Source organism: Streptomyces sp. NPDC002076 (assembly GCF_053593835.1).
Genome location: NZ_JBSFDI010000003.1, coordinates 439,621 through 457,901, shown reverse-complemented (window position 1 = coordinate 457,901; position 18,281 = coordinate 439,621). Strand labels below are relative to the sequence as shown.

14 protein-coding genes and 3 pseudogenes are annotated in these 18,281 nt (G+C 72.6%); 12 read left to right on the top strand and 5 right to left on the bottom strand.

Going from position 1 to position 18,281, the window contains the following annotated elements:
* Positions 1-3 precede the first annotated feature (3 nt).
* From ACWCQS_RS09240 to ACWCQS_RS09200, 9 genes are all read left to right on the top strand, one after another.
* On the top strand, positions 4-1,269 hold the full coding sequence (locus ACWCQS_RS09240) for a 6-phospho-beta-glucosidase (RefSeq protein WP_451003852.1): 1,266 nt from the start codon (positions 4-6) through the stop codon (positions 1,267-1,269).
* Positions 1,260-2,231, top strand: a complete 972-nt coding sequence (locus ACWCQS_RS09235; RefSeq protein WP_451003851.1) for an N-acetylglucosamine kinase — start codon at positions 1,260-1,262, stop codon at positions 2,229-2,231. Before ACWCQS_RS09240 ends, ACWCQS_RS09235 begins: the two co-directional genes overlap by 10 nt.
* 220 nt (positions 2,232-2,451) lie before the next feature.
* Positions 2,452-3,834: a hypothetical protein gene (locus ACWCQS_RS09230; RefSeq protein WP_451003929.1), complete on the top strand. Its 1,383-nt coding sequence runs from the start codon at positions 2,452-2,454 to the stop codon at positions 3,832-3,834.
* Positions 3,835-3,848: 14 nt separating this feature from the next.
* Positions 3,849-4,883 carry a glutamate ABC transporter substrate-binding protein gene (locus ACWCQS_RS09225; RefSeq protein WP_451003928.1) on the top strand — a complete coding sequence of 345 codons (1,035 nt, stop codon included), beginning with the start codon at positions 3,849-3,851 and terminating at the stop codon, positions 4,881-4,883.
* Between the two features lie 43 nt (positions 4,884-4,926).
* The gene (locus ACWCQS_RS09220; protein ID WP_451003850.1) at positions 4,927-6,201 is read left to right on the top strand and encodes a hypothetical protein; all 1,275 of its coding nucleotides are present in this window, start codon (positions 4,927-4,929) and stop codon (positions 6,199-6,201) included.
* Positions 6,198-8,660 (top strand): tetratricopeptide repeat protein, encoded by a 2,463-nt coding sequence (locus ACWCQS_RS09215; protein WP_451003849.1) that lies wholly within the window; start codon positions 6,198-6,200, stop codon positions 8,658-8,660. Before ACWCQS_RS09220 ends, ACWCQS_RS09215 begins: the two co-directional genes overlap by 4 nt.
* A gap of 3 nt (positions 8,661-8,663) precedes the next feature.
* Complete coding sequence (locus ACWCQS_RS09210; RefSeq protein WP_451003848.1) at positions 8,664-10,025, top strand: PP2C family serine/threonine-protein phosphatase; 1,362 nt, start codon at positions 8,664-8,666, stop codon at positions 10,023-10,025.
* Positions 10,026-10,120: 95 nt separating this feature from the next.
* Entirely contained in the window at positions 10,121-11,497 is a 1,377-nt protein-coding gene (locus ACWCQS_RS09205; RefSeq protein ID WP_451003847.1) for a vWA domain-containing protein, read from the top strand.
* A gap of 35 nt (positions 11,498-11,532) precedes the next feature.
* The gene (locus ACWCQS_RS09200; RefSeq protein WP_451003846.1) at positions 11,533-13,125 is read left to right on the top strand and encodes an FHA domain-containing protein; all 1,593 of its coding nucleotides are present in this window, start codon (positions 11,533-11,535) and stop codon (positions 13,123-13,125) included.
* A gap of 15 nt (positions 13,126-13,140) precedes the next feature.
* Here the strand turns inward: ACWCQS_RS09200 and ACWCQS_RS09195 are convergent, their stop codons facing one another.
* The 4 genes and pseudogenes from ACWCQS_RS09195 to ACWCQS_RS09180 all read right to left on the bottom strand — a co-directional run bounded on the left by ACWCQS_RS09195 (position 13,141) and on the right by ACWCQS_RS09180 (position 16,444).
* Entirely contained in the window at positions 13,141-14,118 is a 978-nt protein-coding gene (locus ACWCQS_RS09195) for a methyltransferase domain-containing protein (RefSeq protein WP_451003927.1), read from the bottom strand.
* Between the two features lie 54 nt (positions 14,119-14,172).
* Positions 14,173-14,268 (bottom strand): annotated as a pseudogene (locus tag ACWCQS_RS09190) (IS5/IS1182 family transposase); the annotation flags it as partial.
* A gap of 270 nt (positions 14,269-14,538) precedes the next feature.
* Positions 14,539-15,282, bottom strand: coding sequence for a WecB/TagA/CpsF family glycosyltransferase (locus tag ACWCQS_RS09185; RefSeq protein ID WP_451003845.1), 744 nt, complete (start codon positions 15,280-15,282; stop codon positions 14,539-14,541).
* Between the two features lie 91 nt (positions 15,283-15,373).
* On the bottom strand, positions 15,374-16,444 hold the full coding sequence (locus ACWCQS_RS09180) for a glycosyltransferase family 4 protein (protein WP_451003844.1): 1,071 nt from the start codon (positions 16,442-16,444) through the stop codon (positions 15,374-15,376).
* A gap of 171 nt (positions 16,445-16,615) precedes the next feature.
* Between ACWCQS_RS09180 and ACWCQS_RS09175 the strand changes: the two are divergent.
* From ACWCQS_RS09175 to ACWCQS_RS09165, 3 genes and pseudogenes are all read left to right on the top strand, one after another.
* Positions 16,616-16,888 (top strand): annotated as a pseudogene (locus ACWCQS_RS09175) (hypothetical protein); the annotation flags it as partial.
* Positions 16,889-16,943: 55 nt separating this feature from the next.
* A pseudogene (locus tag ACWCQS_RS09170) lies at positions 16,944-17,170 on the top strand (IS982 family transposase); the annotation flags it as partial.
* Positions 17,171-17,278: 108 nt separating this feature from the next.
* A complete protein-coding gene (locus ACWCQS_RS09165) occupies positions 17,279-17,563 on the top strand; it encodes a hypothetical protein (protein ID WP_451003843.1) in 285 nt (94 codons plus the stop codon).
* Positions 17,564-17,798: 235 nt separating this feature from the next.
* On the opposite strand, the gene ACWCQS_RS09160 is transcribed toward ACWCQS_RS09165, so the two are convergent.
* The gene (locus tag ACWCQS_RS09160; protein WP_451003934.1) at positions 17,799-18,089 is read right to left on the bottom strand and encodes a hypothetical protein; all 291 of its coding nucleotides are present in this window, start codon (positions 18,087-18,089) and stop codon (positions 17,799-17,801) included.
* Positions 18,090-18,281 lie beyond the last annotated feature (192 nt).

Genomic DNA, 18,281 nt, shown 5'->3' with positions numbered 1-18,281 from the left:
CACATGAAACTCACCGTGGTCGGCGGAGGCTCGACCTACACCCCCGAACTCATCGACGGCTTCGCACGCCTGAGGGACACCCTGCCCATCGAGGAACTCGTCCTCGTGGACCCGGCCGCCGAACGCCTGGAACTGGTGGGCGGGCTGGCCCGCCGGATCTTCGCCCGGCAGGGCCACCCCGGCCGGATCGTCACCACCGCCGACCTGGACGCGGGCGTCGACGGTGCCGACGCCGTGCTGCTCCAGCTGCGCGTCGGCGGCCAGGCGGCCCGCGAGCAGGACGAGACCTGGCCGCTGGAGTGCGGCTGCGTCGGCCAGGAGACCACCGGCGCGGGTGGCCTGGCCAAGGCGCTGCGCACGGTCCCGGTCGTCCTCGGCATCGCCGAACGGGTCCGCCGTGCCAACCCGCGCGCGTGGATCATCGACTTCACCAACCCGGTCGGCATCGTCACCCGCGCCCTGCTCCAGGCCGGGTACCGCGCGGTCGGGCTGTGCAACGTGGCGATCGGTTTCCAGCGGAAGTTCGCGAACCTGCTCGGCGTGGCGCCGGCCGACGTGCATCTGGCGCACGTGGGCCTCAACCACCTCACCTGGGAGACGGGGGTGCGCCTCGGCGGCCCGGAGGGCGAGAACGTCCTGCCCAAGCTGCTGGCCGAGCACGGCGAGGCGATCGCCGACGACCTGCACCTCCCGCGCCCCCTCCTGGACCGCCTGGGCGTGGTCCCCTCCTACTACCTGCGCTACTACTACGCCCACGACGAGGTCGTGCGCGAACTGCGCACCAAGCCGTCCCGGGCGGCGGAAGTCGCCGCCATGGAGCGCGAGTTGCTGAGGATGTACGGCGACCCGGCCCTGGACGAGAAGCCGGCGCTGCTCGCCAGGCGCGGCGGCGCCTACTACTCGGAGGCGGCCGTCGACCTGGCTGCGGCGCTGCTGGGCGGGGGTGGCAGCCCCTACCAGGTGGTGAACGCCCTCAACAAGGGCACGCTGCCCGTCCTGCCCGACGACGCGGTGATCGAGGTCCAGGCCGCGGTCGGCCCGGCCGGACCGTCCCCGCTGCCGGTGCCGGAGCTGGACCCCCTGTTCGCCGGGCTGATCGCGAACGTGACGGCGTACGAGGACCTGGCCCTGGAGGCGGCGCTGCGCGGCGGCCGGGACCGGGTCTTCCGCGCCTTGCTGGCCCATCCGCTGATCGGCCAGCACGCGTACGCCGACGCCCTCACCGACCAGCTGATCGCACACAACCGGGAGCATCTCGCGTGGGCCTGACCTCGACCGCGCTTGCCATCGACGCGGGCAACAGCAAGACCGACGTGGCCGTGGTCACCGCCGCCGGGGAGGTTCTGGCCACGGCCCGCGGCGGCGGTTTCCGCCCGCCCGCGGTGGGGGTGAGGGCGGCGGTGGACGCGCTGGCCGAACCGGTGGGGCGGGCGTTCGCGGACGCCGGCGTCACGTCCGTCTCGCATGTCTCGGCATGCCTCGCCAACGCCGATCTCCCCGTCGAGGAGGAGCAGTTGGCGACGGCGCTCCAGGCGCGCGGCTGGGGCGCGTCGGTGGAGGTTCACAACGACACCTTCGCGATCCTGCGCGCGGGCGTCGCCGAGCCGCGCGGGGTGGCCGTGGTGTGCGGGGCGGGCATCAACTGCGTCGGCATGCGCCCCGACGGCCGTACCGCGCGCTTCCCGGCCATCGGCCGGATCTCCGGCGACTGGGGCGGGGGCTGGGGCCTGGCGGAGGAGGCGCTGTGGTTCGCGGCCCGCGCGGAGGACGGCCGGGGCGAGCCGACGGCCCTGGCCCGCACCCTGCCCGGCCACTTCGGGCTGCCGACGATGTACGCGCTGATCGAGGCGCTGCACCTGGAGCACGTCGGCCACGACCGCCGGCACGAGCTGACCCCGGTGCTCTTCGCGACGGCCGCCGACGGCGATGCCGTGGCCCGCTCGATCGTCGCCCGGCTCGCGGCGGAGGTGTCGGTGATGGCCACGGTGGCGCTGATCCGCCTGGACCTGCTCGACGAGGAGACGCCGGTCCTGCTGGGCGGCAGCGTCCTCACCGCCGGCCACGCGCTGCTCGACGACGGCATCCGCGACCTGCTCGCCGCCCGCGCCCCCAAGGCCGACGTCCGCGTGGTCACGGCGAGCCCGGTGCTGGGGGCGGCCCTGCTGGGCCTGGACCGGCTGGGGGCGGGCGCGGAGGCTCAGGAGCGGGCGCGGGGGCACTGGGAGGGGTAGCCGCCGCCCACCGCTCCGGTACCTTCCCCGGGGGGAACCGAACAGATGCTCCCGGCGTATTCATGAGCAGCGCACGCTGCGATCCGATCAAGATCCAGTGAAGGCCGGTGCGGATGTCGGTCCGGGCGGCGATACTTGGCGGCGAACGGATGACCATGGGGGAGGTCGAGTGACACACCCGCCGAAGAGCACGGCAGCGCCACCGGTGGCGGGCCCCGGCATGCCCGCCGCCCCCGGTATCCCCGCACAGCCCGTCCGCCCGGCCGCCACCTCCCCCGCGCCGTCGGCCCGGCGGACCGCGTTCGCCGAGGGCGTCGACCGGCTGCGGGACGCGACGACCACCGAGCCGGGGCGGCTGCGGATCATCGGGGCCGTACTGGCGCTGCTGGTCGTGGCGTTCGGCGCGGTCACCGCCTGGCAGGCCGGTGAGCGCGCGGCCGCCGCCGACGACGTGCTGCACAGGAGCCAGCCGCTCAGTTCCGGTGCGGCGGACATCTACCGGTCGCTGGCGGACGCCAACACGGCCGCCTCCAGCGGGTTCCTGGCCGGCGGTCAGGAGACGGCCGCTTCCCGCGACCGGTACGAGAAGGACATCCAGACCGCCGCCTCGGGGCTGGTGACGGCCGCCGCGAACGCCGAGCCGGGCTCCGCCTCGGAGGCGACCATCGCCCGGCTGAACAAGCTGCTGCCCGAGTACAAGGGGCTCATCGAGCGGGCGCGGACGTACAACCGGCAGGGCTACCCGGTCGGCGGCGCGTATCTGCGGTACGCCAACGAGAAGATGCAGAAGGAGATGCTCCCGGCCGCGGAGGATCTCTACACCAAGGAGAACCAGCGGCTGGACGCCGACTACGGCGACGCCACCCCGTATCCGTGGATCGCCATCGGCCTCGGTGTGCTCGCGCTGGCCGCGCTCGGCTGGGCCCAGCACCGCACCTACCGGCGCACCAACCGCGTCCTCAACCACGGCCTGGTCGCCGCCTCCGCCGCCACCACGGTCGCGCTGCTGTGGCTGGTCGTGGGGCACGCGGTGGCCCGCTCGGAGCTGAACGGCTCCTACGACCACGGCATCCGCTCGCTGACCGTGCTGCACGACGCCCGGATCGCCTCCCTGAAGGCGCGCGGGAACGAGAACCTGAGTCTGGTGGCGCGCGGCGCCGAGACCATCACGGTCGACGGGCAGACGTACGACGCGTACTACTACGACTTCGACAAGGACATGACCACCCTCGGCACGGGCCTGACCCGGGCGGCGAAGCTCGCCGACGACCAGGGCGGCAGCGCACCGGTGAAGGCGGCGGAAGCCAACATGGCGGTGTGGAAGCAGCGCCACACCGCGGCCCGCACCGAGGACGAGGACGGCAACTACCAGCAGGCGCTGGACAAGGTGATCGGCGCCAAGGGCGCCACCGGCGAGTGCTTCGACAGCGTCGACGCCAATCTCGCCCGCGCCATCGACCACGAGCAGACCGAGTTCCAGCAGGCCGCCGGCGACGGCCGGGACGCCATGGCCGGGCTGCCGGTGGGCGCGGCTGTGCTCGCGGTGCTCGGCGCGGCCGGCGCCCTGTTCGGCATCGGCCGCAGGCTTTCGGAGTACCGGTGACAGGGGGCATGACGATGTACGCGGCGCGTGTACGGGCCTCCCTGCGGGGCTGGGGCGGAGTCGGCGCGATGGCGGTGCTGTGCGCGCTGGCGCTGGCGTTCGTCCTGCTGCTGCCGTGCACCCAGCAGCCTCCGCCGGACCGCCCGGTGCGGACCGGTCAGGCCGTCGCGAGCGGGGTGCAGGCCCGCGCCGAGGACTGCAAGCCCGACGGGGCGCAGAACCAGACCCTGTCGCCGTCCGGCGCGGACGGCCCGACGATCGACGCGATCAAGGCCCGTACGGGCGCCAAGCGCAAGCTGATCGTCGGCGTGGACCAGAACAGCTACCACTGGGGCTACCGCAACCCCAACACCCAAGGCGCGGAGCTGGAGGGCTTCGACATCGACCTGGTGCACCGGATCGCGCAGGACATCCTCGGCGACCCGGACGCGGTGCAGTTCAAGGCGATCCCGACCAGCCAGCGGATCTCCGCGATACAGGACGGGCGGGTGGACATGGTCGTGCGGACCATGACCATCACCTGCGACCGGCTGTCCCAGGTGGCGTTCTCCGCGCCCTACTTCAAGACCGGGCAGCAGGTCCTCGCCCCCAAGTCGTCGTCGATCACGGGCTACAACAGCACCCTGGCGCACAAGAGGATCTGCACGGCGGCCGGTTCGACGGCGTACACCAAGCTGGACGCCGACAGGAAGGGCGGCGCCCTGCCCTCCTCCACGGACATCTCCACCACCGTCCCGAACCAGCTCGACTGCCTGGTCAGGCTGCAACTCGGCGAGGTGGACGCGGTGGTGACGGACGGCGCGCTCGCCGCCAGCCAGGCCGCGCAGGACCCGACCGTCGAACTGAAGGGCGGGGCGTTCACCACCGAGTACTACGGCGTGGCGATGAAGAAGGACGCCTCCGATCTGGTACGCCGGGTCAATCGCATTCTGGTGGACTACCGCACCGGCGGCTGGCAGGCGTCGTACGACAAGTGGCTGTCGGCGACACTGGGGAAGGACTCCAGCGCGTCCAAGCCGCCCGCACCGCAGTATCTGCGCACGAGCTGAGCCACATCCGACCGGAATCCTTGAAAGCAGCGAGAGGTGATCGATGGGCGTCACGGACCCCGCCGGGCCGGTGATGGACCGGGACGAGGTGGACCGTGCGCTGGCGCGGCTCGGCCAGGAGCACGAGGCGATCGAGACCTCGCTGCTGGCGCTGCAGGACCACGCGGGCCGCAGACTCCTCGAAGGCGCCGAACTGACCGGCGTCACCAAGGAACGCTGGCAGGCCACGGAGGCGCGGATCACCCTGCTGTGGGGGTACTTCGACGCCTACGCGGCAGCACTGCGCTCCGCCCGTGAGATCCGCTCCCGGCGCCGCTGGTCCAGCCGCGATGACCTGGTGGAGCTGACCGATCTGCTGCGCGGCGAGTCCGTCACCGTGGCCGGGAACGGCACGCTGAGCGAGTCCTTCTCGCTGTCCGGCCTGGTGGACCGGATGAACGAGCTGTACGCGACGAGCCTGGACCTGGTCGTGGCCTGCGACGCGGTGTGGTCGGCGCTGCCCGCGCGGATCGATTTACTCGCCGCGGAACTGCAGCGCACCCGCAAGCTCGCGTACTCCGTCGGCGTGCGTCCCGGCGAACACCCTTCCGGCGACGACCTGGAGCGGATCACGCGCACGCTGACCAGGCTCAGGGAAGACGTCGTTTCGGATCCGCTGGCCTTCTGGGTGCCGGCGGAGGGCAGTTCGGCGCCCGGTGGCGGCCGTCCGGACACCACGGTGTACGACCGTGAGGCGCGCGCCCTGGAGGACGTGCGCCGGGAGATCGACGCCGTGCTGACGGTCCGGCAGGACGCGGAGGCGCGGCTGATCCGGCTGCGGGACGTGCTCTCGCGCGCCGACCGCACCCTCGCCGAGGCCCGCACCGCGCGCGGCGAGGTGCTGGCGAAGATCGCGGCGACCGAGGTGCCGGTGGTCAGCGGCCCGCCCACCGTGCTCCAGGAGCAGCTGGCGACGGCGGCCGAGTACCGCAGGCAGGCGCAGTGGCACCGGCTCTCCCCGCTCCTGGAGTCCCTGGAGCAGAAGGCCGAGGACGAACTGCTGCGCGCCCGCGAGTCGCTGACCGCGGTCACCGCGCCGCTCGCGGTCCGCGCCGAGCTGCGCGGCCGGCTCGACGCGTACAAGGCGAAGGTGGCCCGGCACGGGCTCGCGGAGGACCCGTTCCTGGTCGAGCGGTACGACGCGGCCCGCCGGATGCTGTGGAGCGCGCCCTGCGACCTGCGGGTGGCCGAACAGGCCGTGCTGCGCTACCAGCAGCTGGCGGCCGAGCTGCTCGGCGGCGCGGGCGCGCCGGAGGACCGTAAGGGGGACCAGTCATGAGCCAGCCGGGGCAGACCTGTCAGCGGCCGGGCTGCGAGGGGTCGTACGAGGACGTCGGCGGCGGCGAGCTGTACTGCGACACCTGCGGACTCGCGCCGGTGGTGTCGGCGACCGGGATGGTCGGCTCGCCGGCGACCGGGATCACCAAGGGCGCGGCGGACAGCGGGAGTTCACGCAGCAGCTCGCGCACGTCCTCGCAGTCGTCGAAGTCGCGCCGCTCGGTGTCGGGGCGGCTGTCGCGGTCCCTGTCGGGCCGCTCCAGCGGCCGTTCGGTGTCGGTGCGCAGCTCCGGCTCCTCCTCCGGCACCTCCACCCGCGGGCGGCTCGGCGCCGGCCTGGTGCACGTACCGCAGGTGCCGCGGCCCGACCCGCGCGCGATGGTGCTGGAGAACCCCGAGGTGCCGGAGCGCAAGCGGTTCTGCTCGCGCTCGGACTGCGGGGCGCCGGTGGGGCGCGCGCGGGGCGACCGCCCTGGCCGTACGGAGGGTTTCTGCACCAAGTGCGGGCACCCGTACTCCTTCGTGCCGAAGCTGAAGGCCGGGGACATCGTGCACGGCCAGTACGAGGTCGTGGGCTGCCTCGCGCACGGCGGGCTCGGCTGGATCTACCTCGCCGTGGACCGGGCCGTCTCCGACCGGTGGGTGGTCCTCAAGGGTCTGCTGGACACCGGGGACCAGGACGCGATGGCCGCCGCGATCTCCGAGCGGCGCTTCCTCGCGGAGATCGAGCACGCCAACATCGTGCGGATCTACAACTTCGTGGAGCACCTGGACCAGCGGACCGGCTCCCTCGACGGCTACATCGTCATGGAGTACGTCGGCGGCAAGTCCCTGAAGGAGATCGCCAACGCCCGCCGCACGCCGGACGGCCGGCGCGACCCGCTGCCGGTGGAGCAGGCCTGCGCGTACGGCATCGAGGCGCTGGAGGCACTCGGCCACCTGCACAGCCGTAACCTCCTCTACTGCGATTTCAAGGTCGACAACGCCATCCAGACCGAGGACCAGCTCAAGCTGATCGACATGGGCGCCGTGCGCCGCATGGACGACGACGAGTCGGCGATCTACGGCACGGTCGGCTACCAGGCGCCCGAGGTCGCCGAGGTCGGCCCGTCGGTGGCGAGCGACCTGTACACGGTGGGCCGTACGCTCGCCGTCCTGACCTTCGACTTCCAGGGCTACACGAACGTCTACGCGGACTCGCTGCCCGATCCGGACACCATCGACGTCTTCCGCCGCTACGAGTCCTTCTACCGGCTGCTCGTGCGCGCCACCGACCCCGACCCGGCCCGCCGGTTCGCCTCCGCGCAGGAGATGGCCGAGCAGCTGACCGGGGTGCTGCGCGAGGTGGTCTCGTTGCAGACCGGGCAGGCGCGGCCCGCGCTGTCGACGCTGTTCGGCCCCGAAGTGAGGGTCACCGACCGGGAGTTGTTCCCCCGGCTGGACGGTGATGTGTCCCGGCTGGGGGCGCGGCCCCTCGCCAAGGCCGCGCACCCCGACCCGGCCGCGCTCCCGCCCGCGCTCGTCAAGCCCGTCGACACCCCGGCCACCGCCCTCGCCCTGCCGGTCCCGCTGGTCGACCCGGGCGACCCCAACGCGGGTTTCCTGGCGGGTCTGATGACCTCCGCACCGGCCGAACTGATCAGCGCACTGGACGCGGCGCCCGCGCAGACCGTGGAGACCCGGCTCCGGCAGATCCGCGCCCGGCTGGAGAGCGGCGACCACCAGGCGGCGCTGATGAGCCTGGCCAAGCTGGAGGAGGAGCGGCCCGACGACTGGCGGGTGGTGTGGTACCGGGGCGTGGCCGCCCTGGTCACCGGCGACTTCGAGGGCGCCGCGCTCTCCTTCGACGCGATCTACGACGCCTTCCCCGGCGAGGCCGCGCCCAAGCTGGCGCTCGGTCTGTGCGCGGAGGTACTGGGCCAGCTGGACAACGCGGCCGAGTACTACCACCTGGTGTGGGCGACCGACCCGAGTTACGTGAGCGCCGCCTTCGGGCTGGCCCGGGTGCAGCTCGCGGCCGGGAACCGGCACGGTGCCGTGCGCACCCTGGAGTCGGTGCCGGAGTCCTCCATCCACTACACGGCCGCCCGGGTCGCCGCCGTCCGGGCGCGGCTCAGACAGCGCACCGCGACCGCCGGTGACGTACCGTTCCTGGACGACCTGACGGCCGCCGCCGGGCAGGTCGAGGCGCTGGACGCGTACGGTCTGGACCCGGCGCGGCGCGAGCAGTTGTCGGCGGAAGTCCTCGGCTCGGCGCTGGACTGGATACTCTCCGGTGGCCAGGGCTCCCCGCCCGCCACCGGCGGACGGGTGCTGCTGGGCAGCGGTCTGGACGAGCGGGGCCTCCGCTTCGGCCTGGAGCGCGCCTACCGCACGCTGGCCCGGCTGGCGACCGGCGGCGAGGAGAGGATCGAACTGGTGGAACGGGCCAACCGTTACCGCCCTCGGACGTGGGTGTAGTTGATGTCGCAGATGCCCCAGCAGGCCGCACTGTCGAAGTGCCCGAGCTGCGCGGAGCCCGTCGAGCCGGGTGACCTCTTCTGCGGAGCGTGCGGGTACGACCTCTCCGTCGTACCCGCGCCTTTGCAGGACCATCCGACGCTCACCATGACCGGCACCCCGGGGGACGGCGTGGACTGGCCCGCCCCCGAGCCGGACGCCTCCGGCGCCCCGCAGGCGCCGCACCTGCCGGCCGACCTGCCCGGCACCGACTCCGGCGGCGCACCCCTGCCCGAGCACGAGTCCGGCACGGACCCGCACGGCCACCGGACCAGCGCACCGGACGCACCGCAGCCGGCCGGTTCCGGGGTGCGCTTCGACCGGCCCGCGGAGCCCGAGGAGTACCCGCTGCAGGCACCCGACCCGCGGGTGGCCGAGAACCCCGGGACCACAGCCGTGCCGGAGGAGCCCGCGCAGCTGTGCGTGGCCTGTAGGGCCGGCCGGGTGGACAGCGACGGCTACTGCGAGAACTGCGGGCACGCCCAGCCCCGCGAACGCGACCACGTGGAGCGGGAGTCCGGCCCGGTGGCCGCCGTCAGCGACCGGGGTCTGCGCCACCACCGCAATGAGGACGCCTTCGCCGTCGGCCACACCGCGCTGCCCGACGGCACCCCCGCCGCCCTCGCGATCGTCTGCGACGGCGTGTCCTCCGCGACCCGCCCGGACGACGCGTCGTCCGCCGCGTCCCAGGCCGCCGGCGACACGCTGCTGGCCGCCCTGCCGCGCGGCACGCACCCGCAGACCGCCATGCACGAGGCGATCGTCGCCGCCGCACAGGCCGTGAACGCGCTCGCCGAGGAACCCGCCACGGCCCGCGAGCACGCCCCGCACCAGAACTCCCCGGCCTGCACGATCGTCGGCGCGGTGGTCGCCTCCGGACTGCTGGTCGTCGGCTGGGTCGGCGACAGCCGCGTCTACTGGGTGCCGGACGACCGCAGCGCGCCGGCGGCCCGGCTCACCGAGGACGACTCCTGGGCCGCGCAGATGGTCGCCGCCGGCCTGATGAGCGAGGCCGAGGCGTACGCCGACGAGCGCGCCCACGCGATCACCGGCTGGCTCGGCGCGGACGCCTATGAACTGGAGCCGCACACCGCGTCCTTCAAGCCGGACCGGCCCGGAGTCGTGGTGGTGTGCACCGACGGCCTGTGGAACTACGCCGAGACGGCCGAGGAGATGTCCGAGGTCGTACCGCCGGACGCGGCCGAGCGTCCGCTGCACAGCGCCCGGGTCCTGGTCGGCCACGCCCTGGACGGCGGGGGCCACGACAACGTAACAGTGGCCGTCGTGCCGTTCCCGGCGCCGCCGCAGGGGGCAGGATCGGCCTGAGGGCCCGAGGTCTGGAGCCGCGAGCCGGAGGGGACCGGCCCGTTCACAGCCATCGCCCTGCATCGGCAGGGCGGTCAAGGGGGATTTGAGTACGCATGGCCAATTTCGCGAAGTCGCATGTGCCGCAGTTCTCGATGGACGTCTATCAGAACGAGTACCTGCCGGAGGGCGGGCGCGAGGTCAACGCCATCGTCACCGTGACGGCCACCGGTGGCGGCACGGTCGGCAGCGCCGCGGCACCGCTGTACCCGCGGGGCCAGGGCCCCTCGGCCGCCGTGGCGCTGATGGTCGACTGCTCCGGTTCGATGGACTACCCGCCGACCAAGATGCGCAACGCCCGGGACGCCACGGCCGCCGCCATCGACACCTTGCGCGACGGCACGCACTTCGCGGTGATCGGCGGCACACATGTGGCCAAGGAGGTCTATCCGGGCGGCGGACGGCTCGCCGTCGCCGACGCCGGCACCCGTGAGCAGGCCAAGCAGGCGCTGCGCAAGCTCAGCGCGGGCGGCGGTACGGCCATCGGCACCTGGCTGCGGCTGGCCGACCGGCTGCTGAACTCGGCGGACGTCACCATCCGGCACGGCATCCTGCTCACCGACGGCCGTAACGAGCACGAGTCGCCCGAGGACCTGAGGGCCTCACTTCAGGCCTGCGCCGGACGGTTCACCTGTGACGCGCGGGGCGTGGGCACCGACTGGGAAGTGAAAGAAGTCACAGGGATCGCCTCGGCGCTGCTCGGCTCCGCCGACATCGTCGCCGACCCGGCCGGTCTCGCCGCCGACTTCACGCGGATGATGGAGGCGGCGATGGGCAAGGAGGTCGCCGACGTCTCGCTCAGAGTGTGGACGCCGGTCGGCACGACCATCCGGTTCGTCAAGCAAGTCGCGCCCACCGTCGAGGACTTGACCGCCCGCCGCACCGAGGCCGGGCCGCGCGCCGGGGACTACCCGACCGGGTCCTGGGGCGACGAGTCCCGCGACTACCACCTGTGCGTATCGGTCCCGGCGGCCGGCCTCGGCCAGGAGATGCTCGCCGCGCGGGTCTCGCTGGTCGTGCCGCAGGCTGGGGGCACCTCCCGCTCGAGCGTAGCCGAGAGTGGGGGAGGATCGGCACAGAACCTGGGCGCGCAGGGGCTCGTACGGGCCGTGTGGACCGACGACATGGCGGCCTCCACCTCGATCAACCCCCAAGTCGCCCACTACACCGGGCAGGCCGAACTGGCACAAGCCATCAAGCAAGGGCTCGATCTTCGCAAGGCGGGTGATTTCGATGGTGCAACGGCCAAACTGGGGCGTGCGGTTCAGCTCGCCAATGCCTCCGGGAACGCGGATACTGCGAAACTGCTTGCGAAGGTGGTGGACGTGGTCGATGCCGCGACAGGTACTGTGCGGTTGAAGACGAAGGTCGCAGAGGCGGACGAGATGACTCTGGAGACCCGGTCCACAAAGACTGTTCGTGTAAAGAAGTGACCCAGTAGGACATCCGGAGAAGGGGAAGCACCGACATGCCGACCTGCCCGAACGGACACCAGTCGGGTTCCGACGACTGGTGCGAGGTCTGCGGTCACCGCATGGCCGGTGCCGTACCTCCGCCCCCGCCGCCCCCGCCCGCGGGCGGTTACGGCTTCCCGCCGCCGCAGGGCACCCAGGCCGGCGGACGCCCGCCGGCCGCCTCGGCCCCGGAGCCGGAGCTGTGCCCGCAGTGCCGTACGCCCCGCGAGGGCGGCGCGCCCTTCTGCGAGGAGTGCCGGTGGAACTTCCTGACCAACACGGCCACCTCGTACACCCCGGCCGCGCCGCGCCCGCCGCAGCCGCGGTTCCAGCCGCCGAGCGCGACGTACGGCGGCAATGACGGGTACGAGTACCAGGGCTCGCGCCCCTCGCAGATGAACCGGCCCGCCGAGCCGATCCCGTCCTTCGGCAGCGAGCCGTCGGGCCCGACGCCGTTCGCCGCCGAGCGCGGCCCGTCGGGCCCGCCGACCTCACCGGGTCCCTCCGGGCCGGGCGGTCCGGGTGGCTTCGGTGGCCCGGGGCAGGGCGGCCCGGGTGCCGGTGGCCCCGCCGGTTTCGGTGGCCCGGGGCAGGGCGCCCCGGGTGCCGGTGGTCCTTCGGGTTTCGGCGGCGGTCAAGGGCAGGGGCCCGGTGGTCCCTCCGGTTTCGGCGGCGGCCCGGGGCAGCCTCAGGGGCCCGGTGCGCCCGGCGGTCCGGCCGGTCCGCCGCCCTTCGGTCGCGAGCCGTCCGGTCCCGGTGGTCCCTTCGGCCGTGAGCCCTCCGGCCCCGGTGGCCCCACTCCCCCCGGCCCGCCCCAGGGCGGTCCCGGCGCGCCCGGTCCCTCCGGCTTCGGCGGCGACCCCTCGCGTCCGCTGCCGCCACCGCCCGGTCCGACCCCGTCCGCCGGTCCGGGCGGTGCCCCACAGGCGTTCCAGCAGTCCGGGCCGCCCGCTCCGCCCGCGTTCCCGCGCGAGACCGGCCGGCCCGGCGCCGGCGGTCCGCCCCAAGGTCCGGGCGGTGGGCAGCCGGGCGGTCCCGCGGCCCCCGGCCCCGCCTTCGGCGGGGACGACGACTGGGTGATATCTCCGCCGTCGGCCTCCGGCCCGGCCGGCGGCCACGGTGGCGGTCAGGGCGGCGGGTACGGCTACCCGCAGCCCGGCGCCACGCAGGCCCCGCCCGGCGCGGGTTTCCCGCAGCAGCGGACCACCTGGACGGCGACCATCGGCCCGGACCGCGACTACTTCATGGCGATGATGCAGCGCTCGGGCCCCGAGGCCGCGGGCCTGAACCTGCCCGCGTACTCGCCCGAGCAGCAGCGCACGCTCGGCGGCAACCAGGTCACCATCGGCCGCCGCCGGCACTCCACCGGCGACACCCCCGACATCGACCTGTCGGTGCCGCCGGAGGATCCGGGCGTCTCGCACCAGCACGCGGTGCTGGTGCAGCAGCCGGACGGCAGTTGGGCGGTCGTCGACCAGAACTCGACCAACGGCACCACGGTCAACATGTCCGAGGAACCGATCCAGCCGTTCGTGCCGGTTCCGCTGCAGGACGGCGACCGGGTGCACGTGGGCGCCTGGACGACGATCACGATCCGCCGGGCCTGAGCGCGCCGGGGACGGTCACGGGAGGGGCCAGGCGTACGGCCCCTCCGGCTCGTCCAGCCACGCCCAGGTGTGCCCGCCGTTGACCGTGACGCCGTACCGCTCGCGCTCCGGCTCGCCCTCGCGCTGCCACAGCGCGTAGGCCTCCTGCGGATCGAGGGTGCCCCGGGTCAGCGCGAGCAGGAAGCGGAACGTCTCCTGCTCGCGGGCCCGGCCCGGCAGCCCGGCGAGCGACACGCCCTCCGGCCCTCCTCGGCCCGCGCCGCGCAGCGGCACGAAGTAGGCGGGCGTGGCCAGGAAACAGCCCTCGCCGTGGGTCGCGTCCCGCACCGTCAGCGCGAGCAGGCCGGTGGCCAGCGGGGCGAGGATGCGGGCGCCGGGGCGGCACTGGGCGAGCCAGGCGCGTGGGACCGTGGACAGCTCGCAGGTGGCGATGATCCGGTCGAACGGGGCGCGTTCGGGCACGCCGCGCGCGCCGTCGCCGGTGACGACGGCCGGGTGGAATCCGGCCGCCTCCAGGTGCCGGCGGGCCGACTCGGTGATCTCCGGTTCCAGATCGACGGTGGTGACGAGGTCGTCGTCGCCGAGCCGGTGGGCGAGCAGCGCCGCGTTGTAGCCGGTGCCGGCGCCCACCTCGAGGACCCGGTCGCCGTCCTCGACCTCCAGCGCGGCCAGCATCCGCGCCATCAGGGAGGGCTGGCTGCTGGAGGAGACCAGCTCGCCGTCGCGCAGCCGGGTGGCCAGCGGAACGTCCTCGTAGGCGCCGCGCACCCAGCGCTCGCGCGCCTGAGGGTCCGGGCTCTCGCCCCAGCGGCGCTCGTAGCCGCGCGGCCCGGCGACGTAGTAGTACGGCACGAACAGGTGCCGGGGCACCGCCGCGAACGCCCCCCGCCACACCGGGTCCCCGGCCCAGGCCCCCTCGGCGTCGATCTCCCGCACCAGTGCGTCCCGCGCGGCGGCGGCCAGCCGGCCGGTCTCGGCGTCGTAGGCACCCATGGGTCCACAGTAGGGGCCGGTCGGCGCGTCCTGACACCGAGCGGTTGCCGCTGGTGGGGCGAGCTCGCAGCGGCGGTCACCCTCGCGGGTGACGATGAGCATGGTGACCCACTCGGCCAAGGCGTGCGGCAGGTCGAGTGCGCAGGACAGGGAACCAACGAGGCATCTCCAGATCAGCCTCCTCCGTCTGCGCGATGGGCACGACTCGGGAATGAGCAGCCGCGTTCTCGACGAGCATGTCCAGGCCCGGCCAACGCCAGTCCGACCGGCCCCAGGAACGAAAGCGCCCAGGCTGCCGAAGGCGCTGATGCGCGGACCCCGGCGGAGACCTCGCGCTGGACGTTCGCCGGCGTGGAAGGCGAATCCGCCCGGAAAGAGCACATACGCATACGGCGCCGGTGCCGCGCTCGCCCGACGGCCCTACGCGCCGCCCTCGCGGTGAGCCGACCGCCGCATCCAGTAGACGGCGGTGAGGGCGAGGAACCGGCAGTTGCCCACCGCGTACCGCACGAACATGCGGCGGGGCTCCTGGACCAGGCGGTGGAACCATTCGAGGCCGGCCCGCTGCATCCACCGCGGTGCCCTGCTGCGCACTCCCGCCACCACGTCGAAGGATCCGCCGACGCCGACCACCAGGGCGCAGCCCAACTCCTGCTGCCGGCGCGCGAGAAAGTACTCCTTGCGCGGACTCGGCACGGCGAGGAACAGGATGTCCGGACGGGCTTCTCGGACGGCCGCCACCACCTGCGGCTCCTGGGTCTCGTCCCAGTAGCCGTCCCGGTGCCCGACGACCTGGACACCCTGGGCGGCGGCGATGCGGGCGGTCTCCTCGACCACCCTGGGTTCGGCGCCCAGCAGATAGACGCGATATCCGTTGCGTGCGGCGCTGCGCCACAGCGCCGTCATGAAGTCGATGCCCGCGACCCGTTCGGGCAGCGGACTTCCGAGGAGACGGCCCGCCCACACGACCGACTGCCCGTCGGCGTTGACGAGCGAGCACGAGCGGATGATCCGCGCCAGTTCCGGGTCGTCGTGCGCCTGGACGATCTTGGCGGCGTTCAGCACGACGTGCTGGTGGGGGCCGCCGTCCGCGATCAGTGCCTCGGCCGCCGCCACCGACTCCTCCAGGGTGAGCGGGTGGACGGGCAGTCCACAGACCGTCACGTGCGGGCATGGTCCCGCTTTTCCGGTCGCCGTGGCCTCGTCGGGCTGCCCCGCCGTATGCGGTGTGTGCACCTGTGCCTCCAACGGATCGTCAACCTTGTCCGAACGGCGCGGTCTCCCAGAACCGCGCGAACGACTTCTCGACGCCGTCCTGTGCGTAGAGTGCTCGCAGTTGGTGCCATGCCTTCTGCTGGCGCTGCCGGACGCCGTCGAGGTCGGTCCGGCAGGCTTCGAGGAAACCGGTGACCGAGCCGACCGTGGGTTCGACGTCGTCCACACACCCGTGGCGGAAGAGTTCGGCACAGCCGGGGGAACGGGTCCCCGCCACGGCGCAGCCCGCCTGCAGGGCCTCGAGAAACACGAAGGGGAGTCCTTCCGCCCAGCGGGCCGGAAGGACGAACACGTCGACGGCGGACCAGAAGGCGGGGACGTCCGCCGGCTGGAGCACACCGAGGTCGCGGTCCACGCAGTGCATCCGGGAGGGCGGCACGTCCCTACGCATCCCGGCGGTGGAGAACTCAATGGCGGCACCCGAACGCTTCACCCGGTCCACCGCATCGCACAGGATGTCGAAGCCCTTGGCCGTGCACATCGTACCGAGCCAACCGACGCGAAGGGGGCGCGCGGCACTCGGCGCCCATGACGGCGTGCCGGTGCGCGGAGGACGGGCGCGAGCTTCGGGGTGAGTCCCCGGCGCCGGGTTCCGGATCACCGTCACGGATCGCGTACGGCAGCCACTGGCCCGCAGGTCCGCGGCCACGTCCTCGCTCAGGACGATCCAGTGGGCTCCGCCCAGTGCCTTCCGCAGGAGCGGGGCGCCGGAGAGCTTGGCCGGCAGCTGGGCGCCATGGAGGTGCAGTACCGGAGCGGATCCGGTGGCCCTGGCGAGCGCGACTACGAGGACGTCCCTCAGGAGCGGGAGACCCCACTGGGAGATCGGCAGATAGACGGCGTCGGGGGAATCCCTGAGCAGCACCCGGGTGCACTGCCACAGGACCGAGACCGTGGTACGGATCTTCGCGGGCCAGGACGCCTCGAAGCCGTCGGACGTCCGAACCGCGGAAAGGGTGACGACGGCCGGGACGTGGCAGAGGCACCTGAGAACAGGGGTGAAGAACTCGCCGGCCCTGCCCATGCCGCCGAGTCCCGCGCTGTGCCTCAACGCGAGGACGGTCGGTTTCGAGCGGTGCCGCGGATTCCTTCGGCAGATAGGTAACACACCCCGTCCTTCCGTACGGACCGGAACGAGGAATGCGAAAGAGTCCCGGAAACCGGACAATTGCGGAAACATTCTGAGCCGTCACGGCATCATGTGTGACCCGCGGAGTCCAGTGTGACACGTTGGCATCCTGTTCTTCATAGGATATGTCGATGCAGAAAAATAGGGGACTCGCGGGACGATAACCCGGTGCTTCGCATCCGCCGTGATAGAAGAGCTTCTGCGCCCCAGAATCATGTGGGGAAACCGCAGGAGATTCTCGTACTTGAACCGGATATCAAGGATTTCTGGTCCGCCCACCCGTCTGGTGACAACGTCTTCGGGGCGCCGGCCACCCTCTCCCAGAACATCCGCACCTGCGGCCTCCGCAGAGCCCGCTACCGAGGCCTGCGCAAGACCCACGTCCAGCACGTCCTGACCGCTCTGGCCTGCAATGTCGTGGGAGAAACGCCGCAGGGGCGAGTCCCTGCTGAAGTCGGTGCGGCAGCTGATCGAGTCGGTGAACGACACCCTCAGGGGCGGCTCGACCTGGAACAGCATTGCGGCCGGACCTGCGAGGGCGTGACCGACCGCGTCGCTCAGCCCGTCCTCGCACCGACCGCGGCGATCCGGCACGACCACAAGACCGGACAGCTGGTCATGCGATCCCTGGTCGCCTACGACCACTGATCACATCGGAAGACTCGTCCAGGGGAGCGACATGCGGGCATCCGCGGAAGCTCAGGGGACTCTCGTGCCAGGGTGACTTGCCACTCGTGCCGCGTGCCCGTCATGGAGATGCCCGAGTCGCCCGGCCGGCTGCCGCGCGCGTTCCCATCGCGGGTCGGGGTACTCGTCGCCGTTGATGTCGCCGAGGCCGAACTCGTGGGCGACGCCTTCGTTCGCCTCCAGGCTGCCGGGGATACGCCCGGAGCATCCGGGACCGTGCCGGTGGCTGAGCCGGGGCCGCGCGCCGTGCCGTGGGTGATCCACGCCTGGCCTGCCTCGGGGGAGCCCGAGATCGGCGTGCCGTCACTCGTGCTGGGATCTCCCGCGGCGCTGCCCTGGCACGCGCCCTCGTGAGGTGGCCGGGCGAGGGCTGGCCCACAATGCCGGAAAGTGCTCCTGACCTGCAACGACAGGACTCGCTGAGGGTCCTGTCGGCTGCGCGGGAAGAAGCACTTTCCAGATGGAGAAGCGTATGGGGTCCCACCCGCGTGTCCGCATCGAGGGCGGCGGCTGTTCGGTGGTCTCCCAGGCCGGGACCGTGCTGCTGGTGGAGGCCAGAGTCGGGCGGTTCACGGCGAGCAGGCGGGGCCTACCCCACGTACACGCTGTATCCGTAGCTGTCGACGGCACTCGAGCCGGGCGTCAGAGTCTGAATCACGAACCCCGAGCAATTGGTGCCGCTGAAGACGTACGCGATGCCATTGGTCTGATTCTGCACCTGAGTCGGCAGACTCCCCACCATGTAGCAGCCGCTGGGGTTGTTGTACGTCGTGCCGCCGATGATCAGCTGTCCTTGCGCTGCGGACGCGGACTGTGTGATGCCGAGCGCAAGCACGGCACCGACACCGACCGCCCCAAGAGTCCGGGCAATGGATGGCATGTCTTTCTCCCCTGCTCAAGTGGGAGCCGCTGCTCGACTCCCAGCGGGCATCACTTTATGCATATGTGCGACTCCATACGGTTATGATCGCGAGCGGGGTGACGCGCTCCGCTCTTTCGACCTAACCTCGCGCTTTCACGAGGCGGGCTGTTCCGACTCGTGATCAAGAACGCAGAAAGTGCCTCTGACCAG

What these genes read in the sequence shown, in the direction of transcription:
- ACWCQS_RS09240 (WP_451003852.1), top strand. Translation starts at nt 4, where the DNA reads ATGAAACTCACCGTGGTCGGCGGAGGCTCGACCTACACCCCCGAACTC.
- ACWCQS_RS09230 (WP_451003929.1), top strand. Translation starts at nt 2,452, where the DNA reads ATGCCCGCCGCCCCCGGTATCCCCGCACAGCCCGTCCGCCCGGCCGCC.
- ACWCQS_RS09225 (WP_451003928.1), top strand. Translation starts at nt 3,849, where the DNA reads ATGTACGCGGCGCGTGTACGGGCCTCCCTGCGGGGCTGGGGCGGAGTC.
- ACWCQS_RS09220 (WP_451003850.1), top strand. Translation starts at nt 4,927, where the DNA reads ATGGGCGTCACGGACCCCGCCGGGCCGGTGATGGACCGGGACGAGGTG.
- ACWCQS_RS09215 (WP_451003849.1), top strand. Translation starts at nt 6,198, where the DNA reads ATGAGCCAGCCGGGGCAGACCTGTCAGCGGCCGGGCTGCGAGGGGTCG.
- ACWCQS_RS09210 (WP_451003848.1), top strand. Translation starts at nt 8,664, where the DNA reads ATGTCGCAGATGCCCCAGCAGGCCGCACTGTCGAAGTGCCCGAGCTGC.
- ACWCQS_RS09205 (WP_451003847.1), top strand. Translation starts at nt 10,121, where the DNA reads ATGGCCAATTTCGCGAAGTCGCATGTGCCGCAGTTCTCGATGGACGTC.
- ACWCQS_RS09200 (WP_451003846.1), top strand. Translation starts at nt 11,533, where the DNA reads ATGCCGACCTGCCCGAACGGACACCAGTCGGGTTCCGACGACTGGTGC.
- ACWCQS_RS09195 (WP_451003927.1), bottom strand. Translation starts at nt 14,118, where the DNA reads ATGGGTGCCTACGACGCCGAGACCGGCCGGCTGGCCGCCGCCGCGCGG.
- ACWCQS_RS09165 (WP_451003843.1), top strand. Translation starts at nt 17,279, where the DNA reads ATGCCCGAGTCGCCCGGCCGGCTGCCGCGCGCGTTCCCATCGCGGGTC.
- ACWCQS_RS09160 (WP_451003934.1), bottom strand. Translation starts at nt 18,089, where the DNA reads ATGCCATCCATTGCCCGGACTCTTGGGGCGGTCGGTGTCGGTGCCGTG.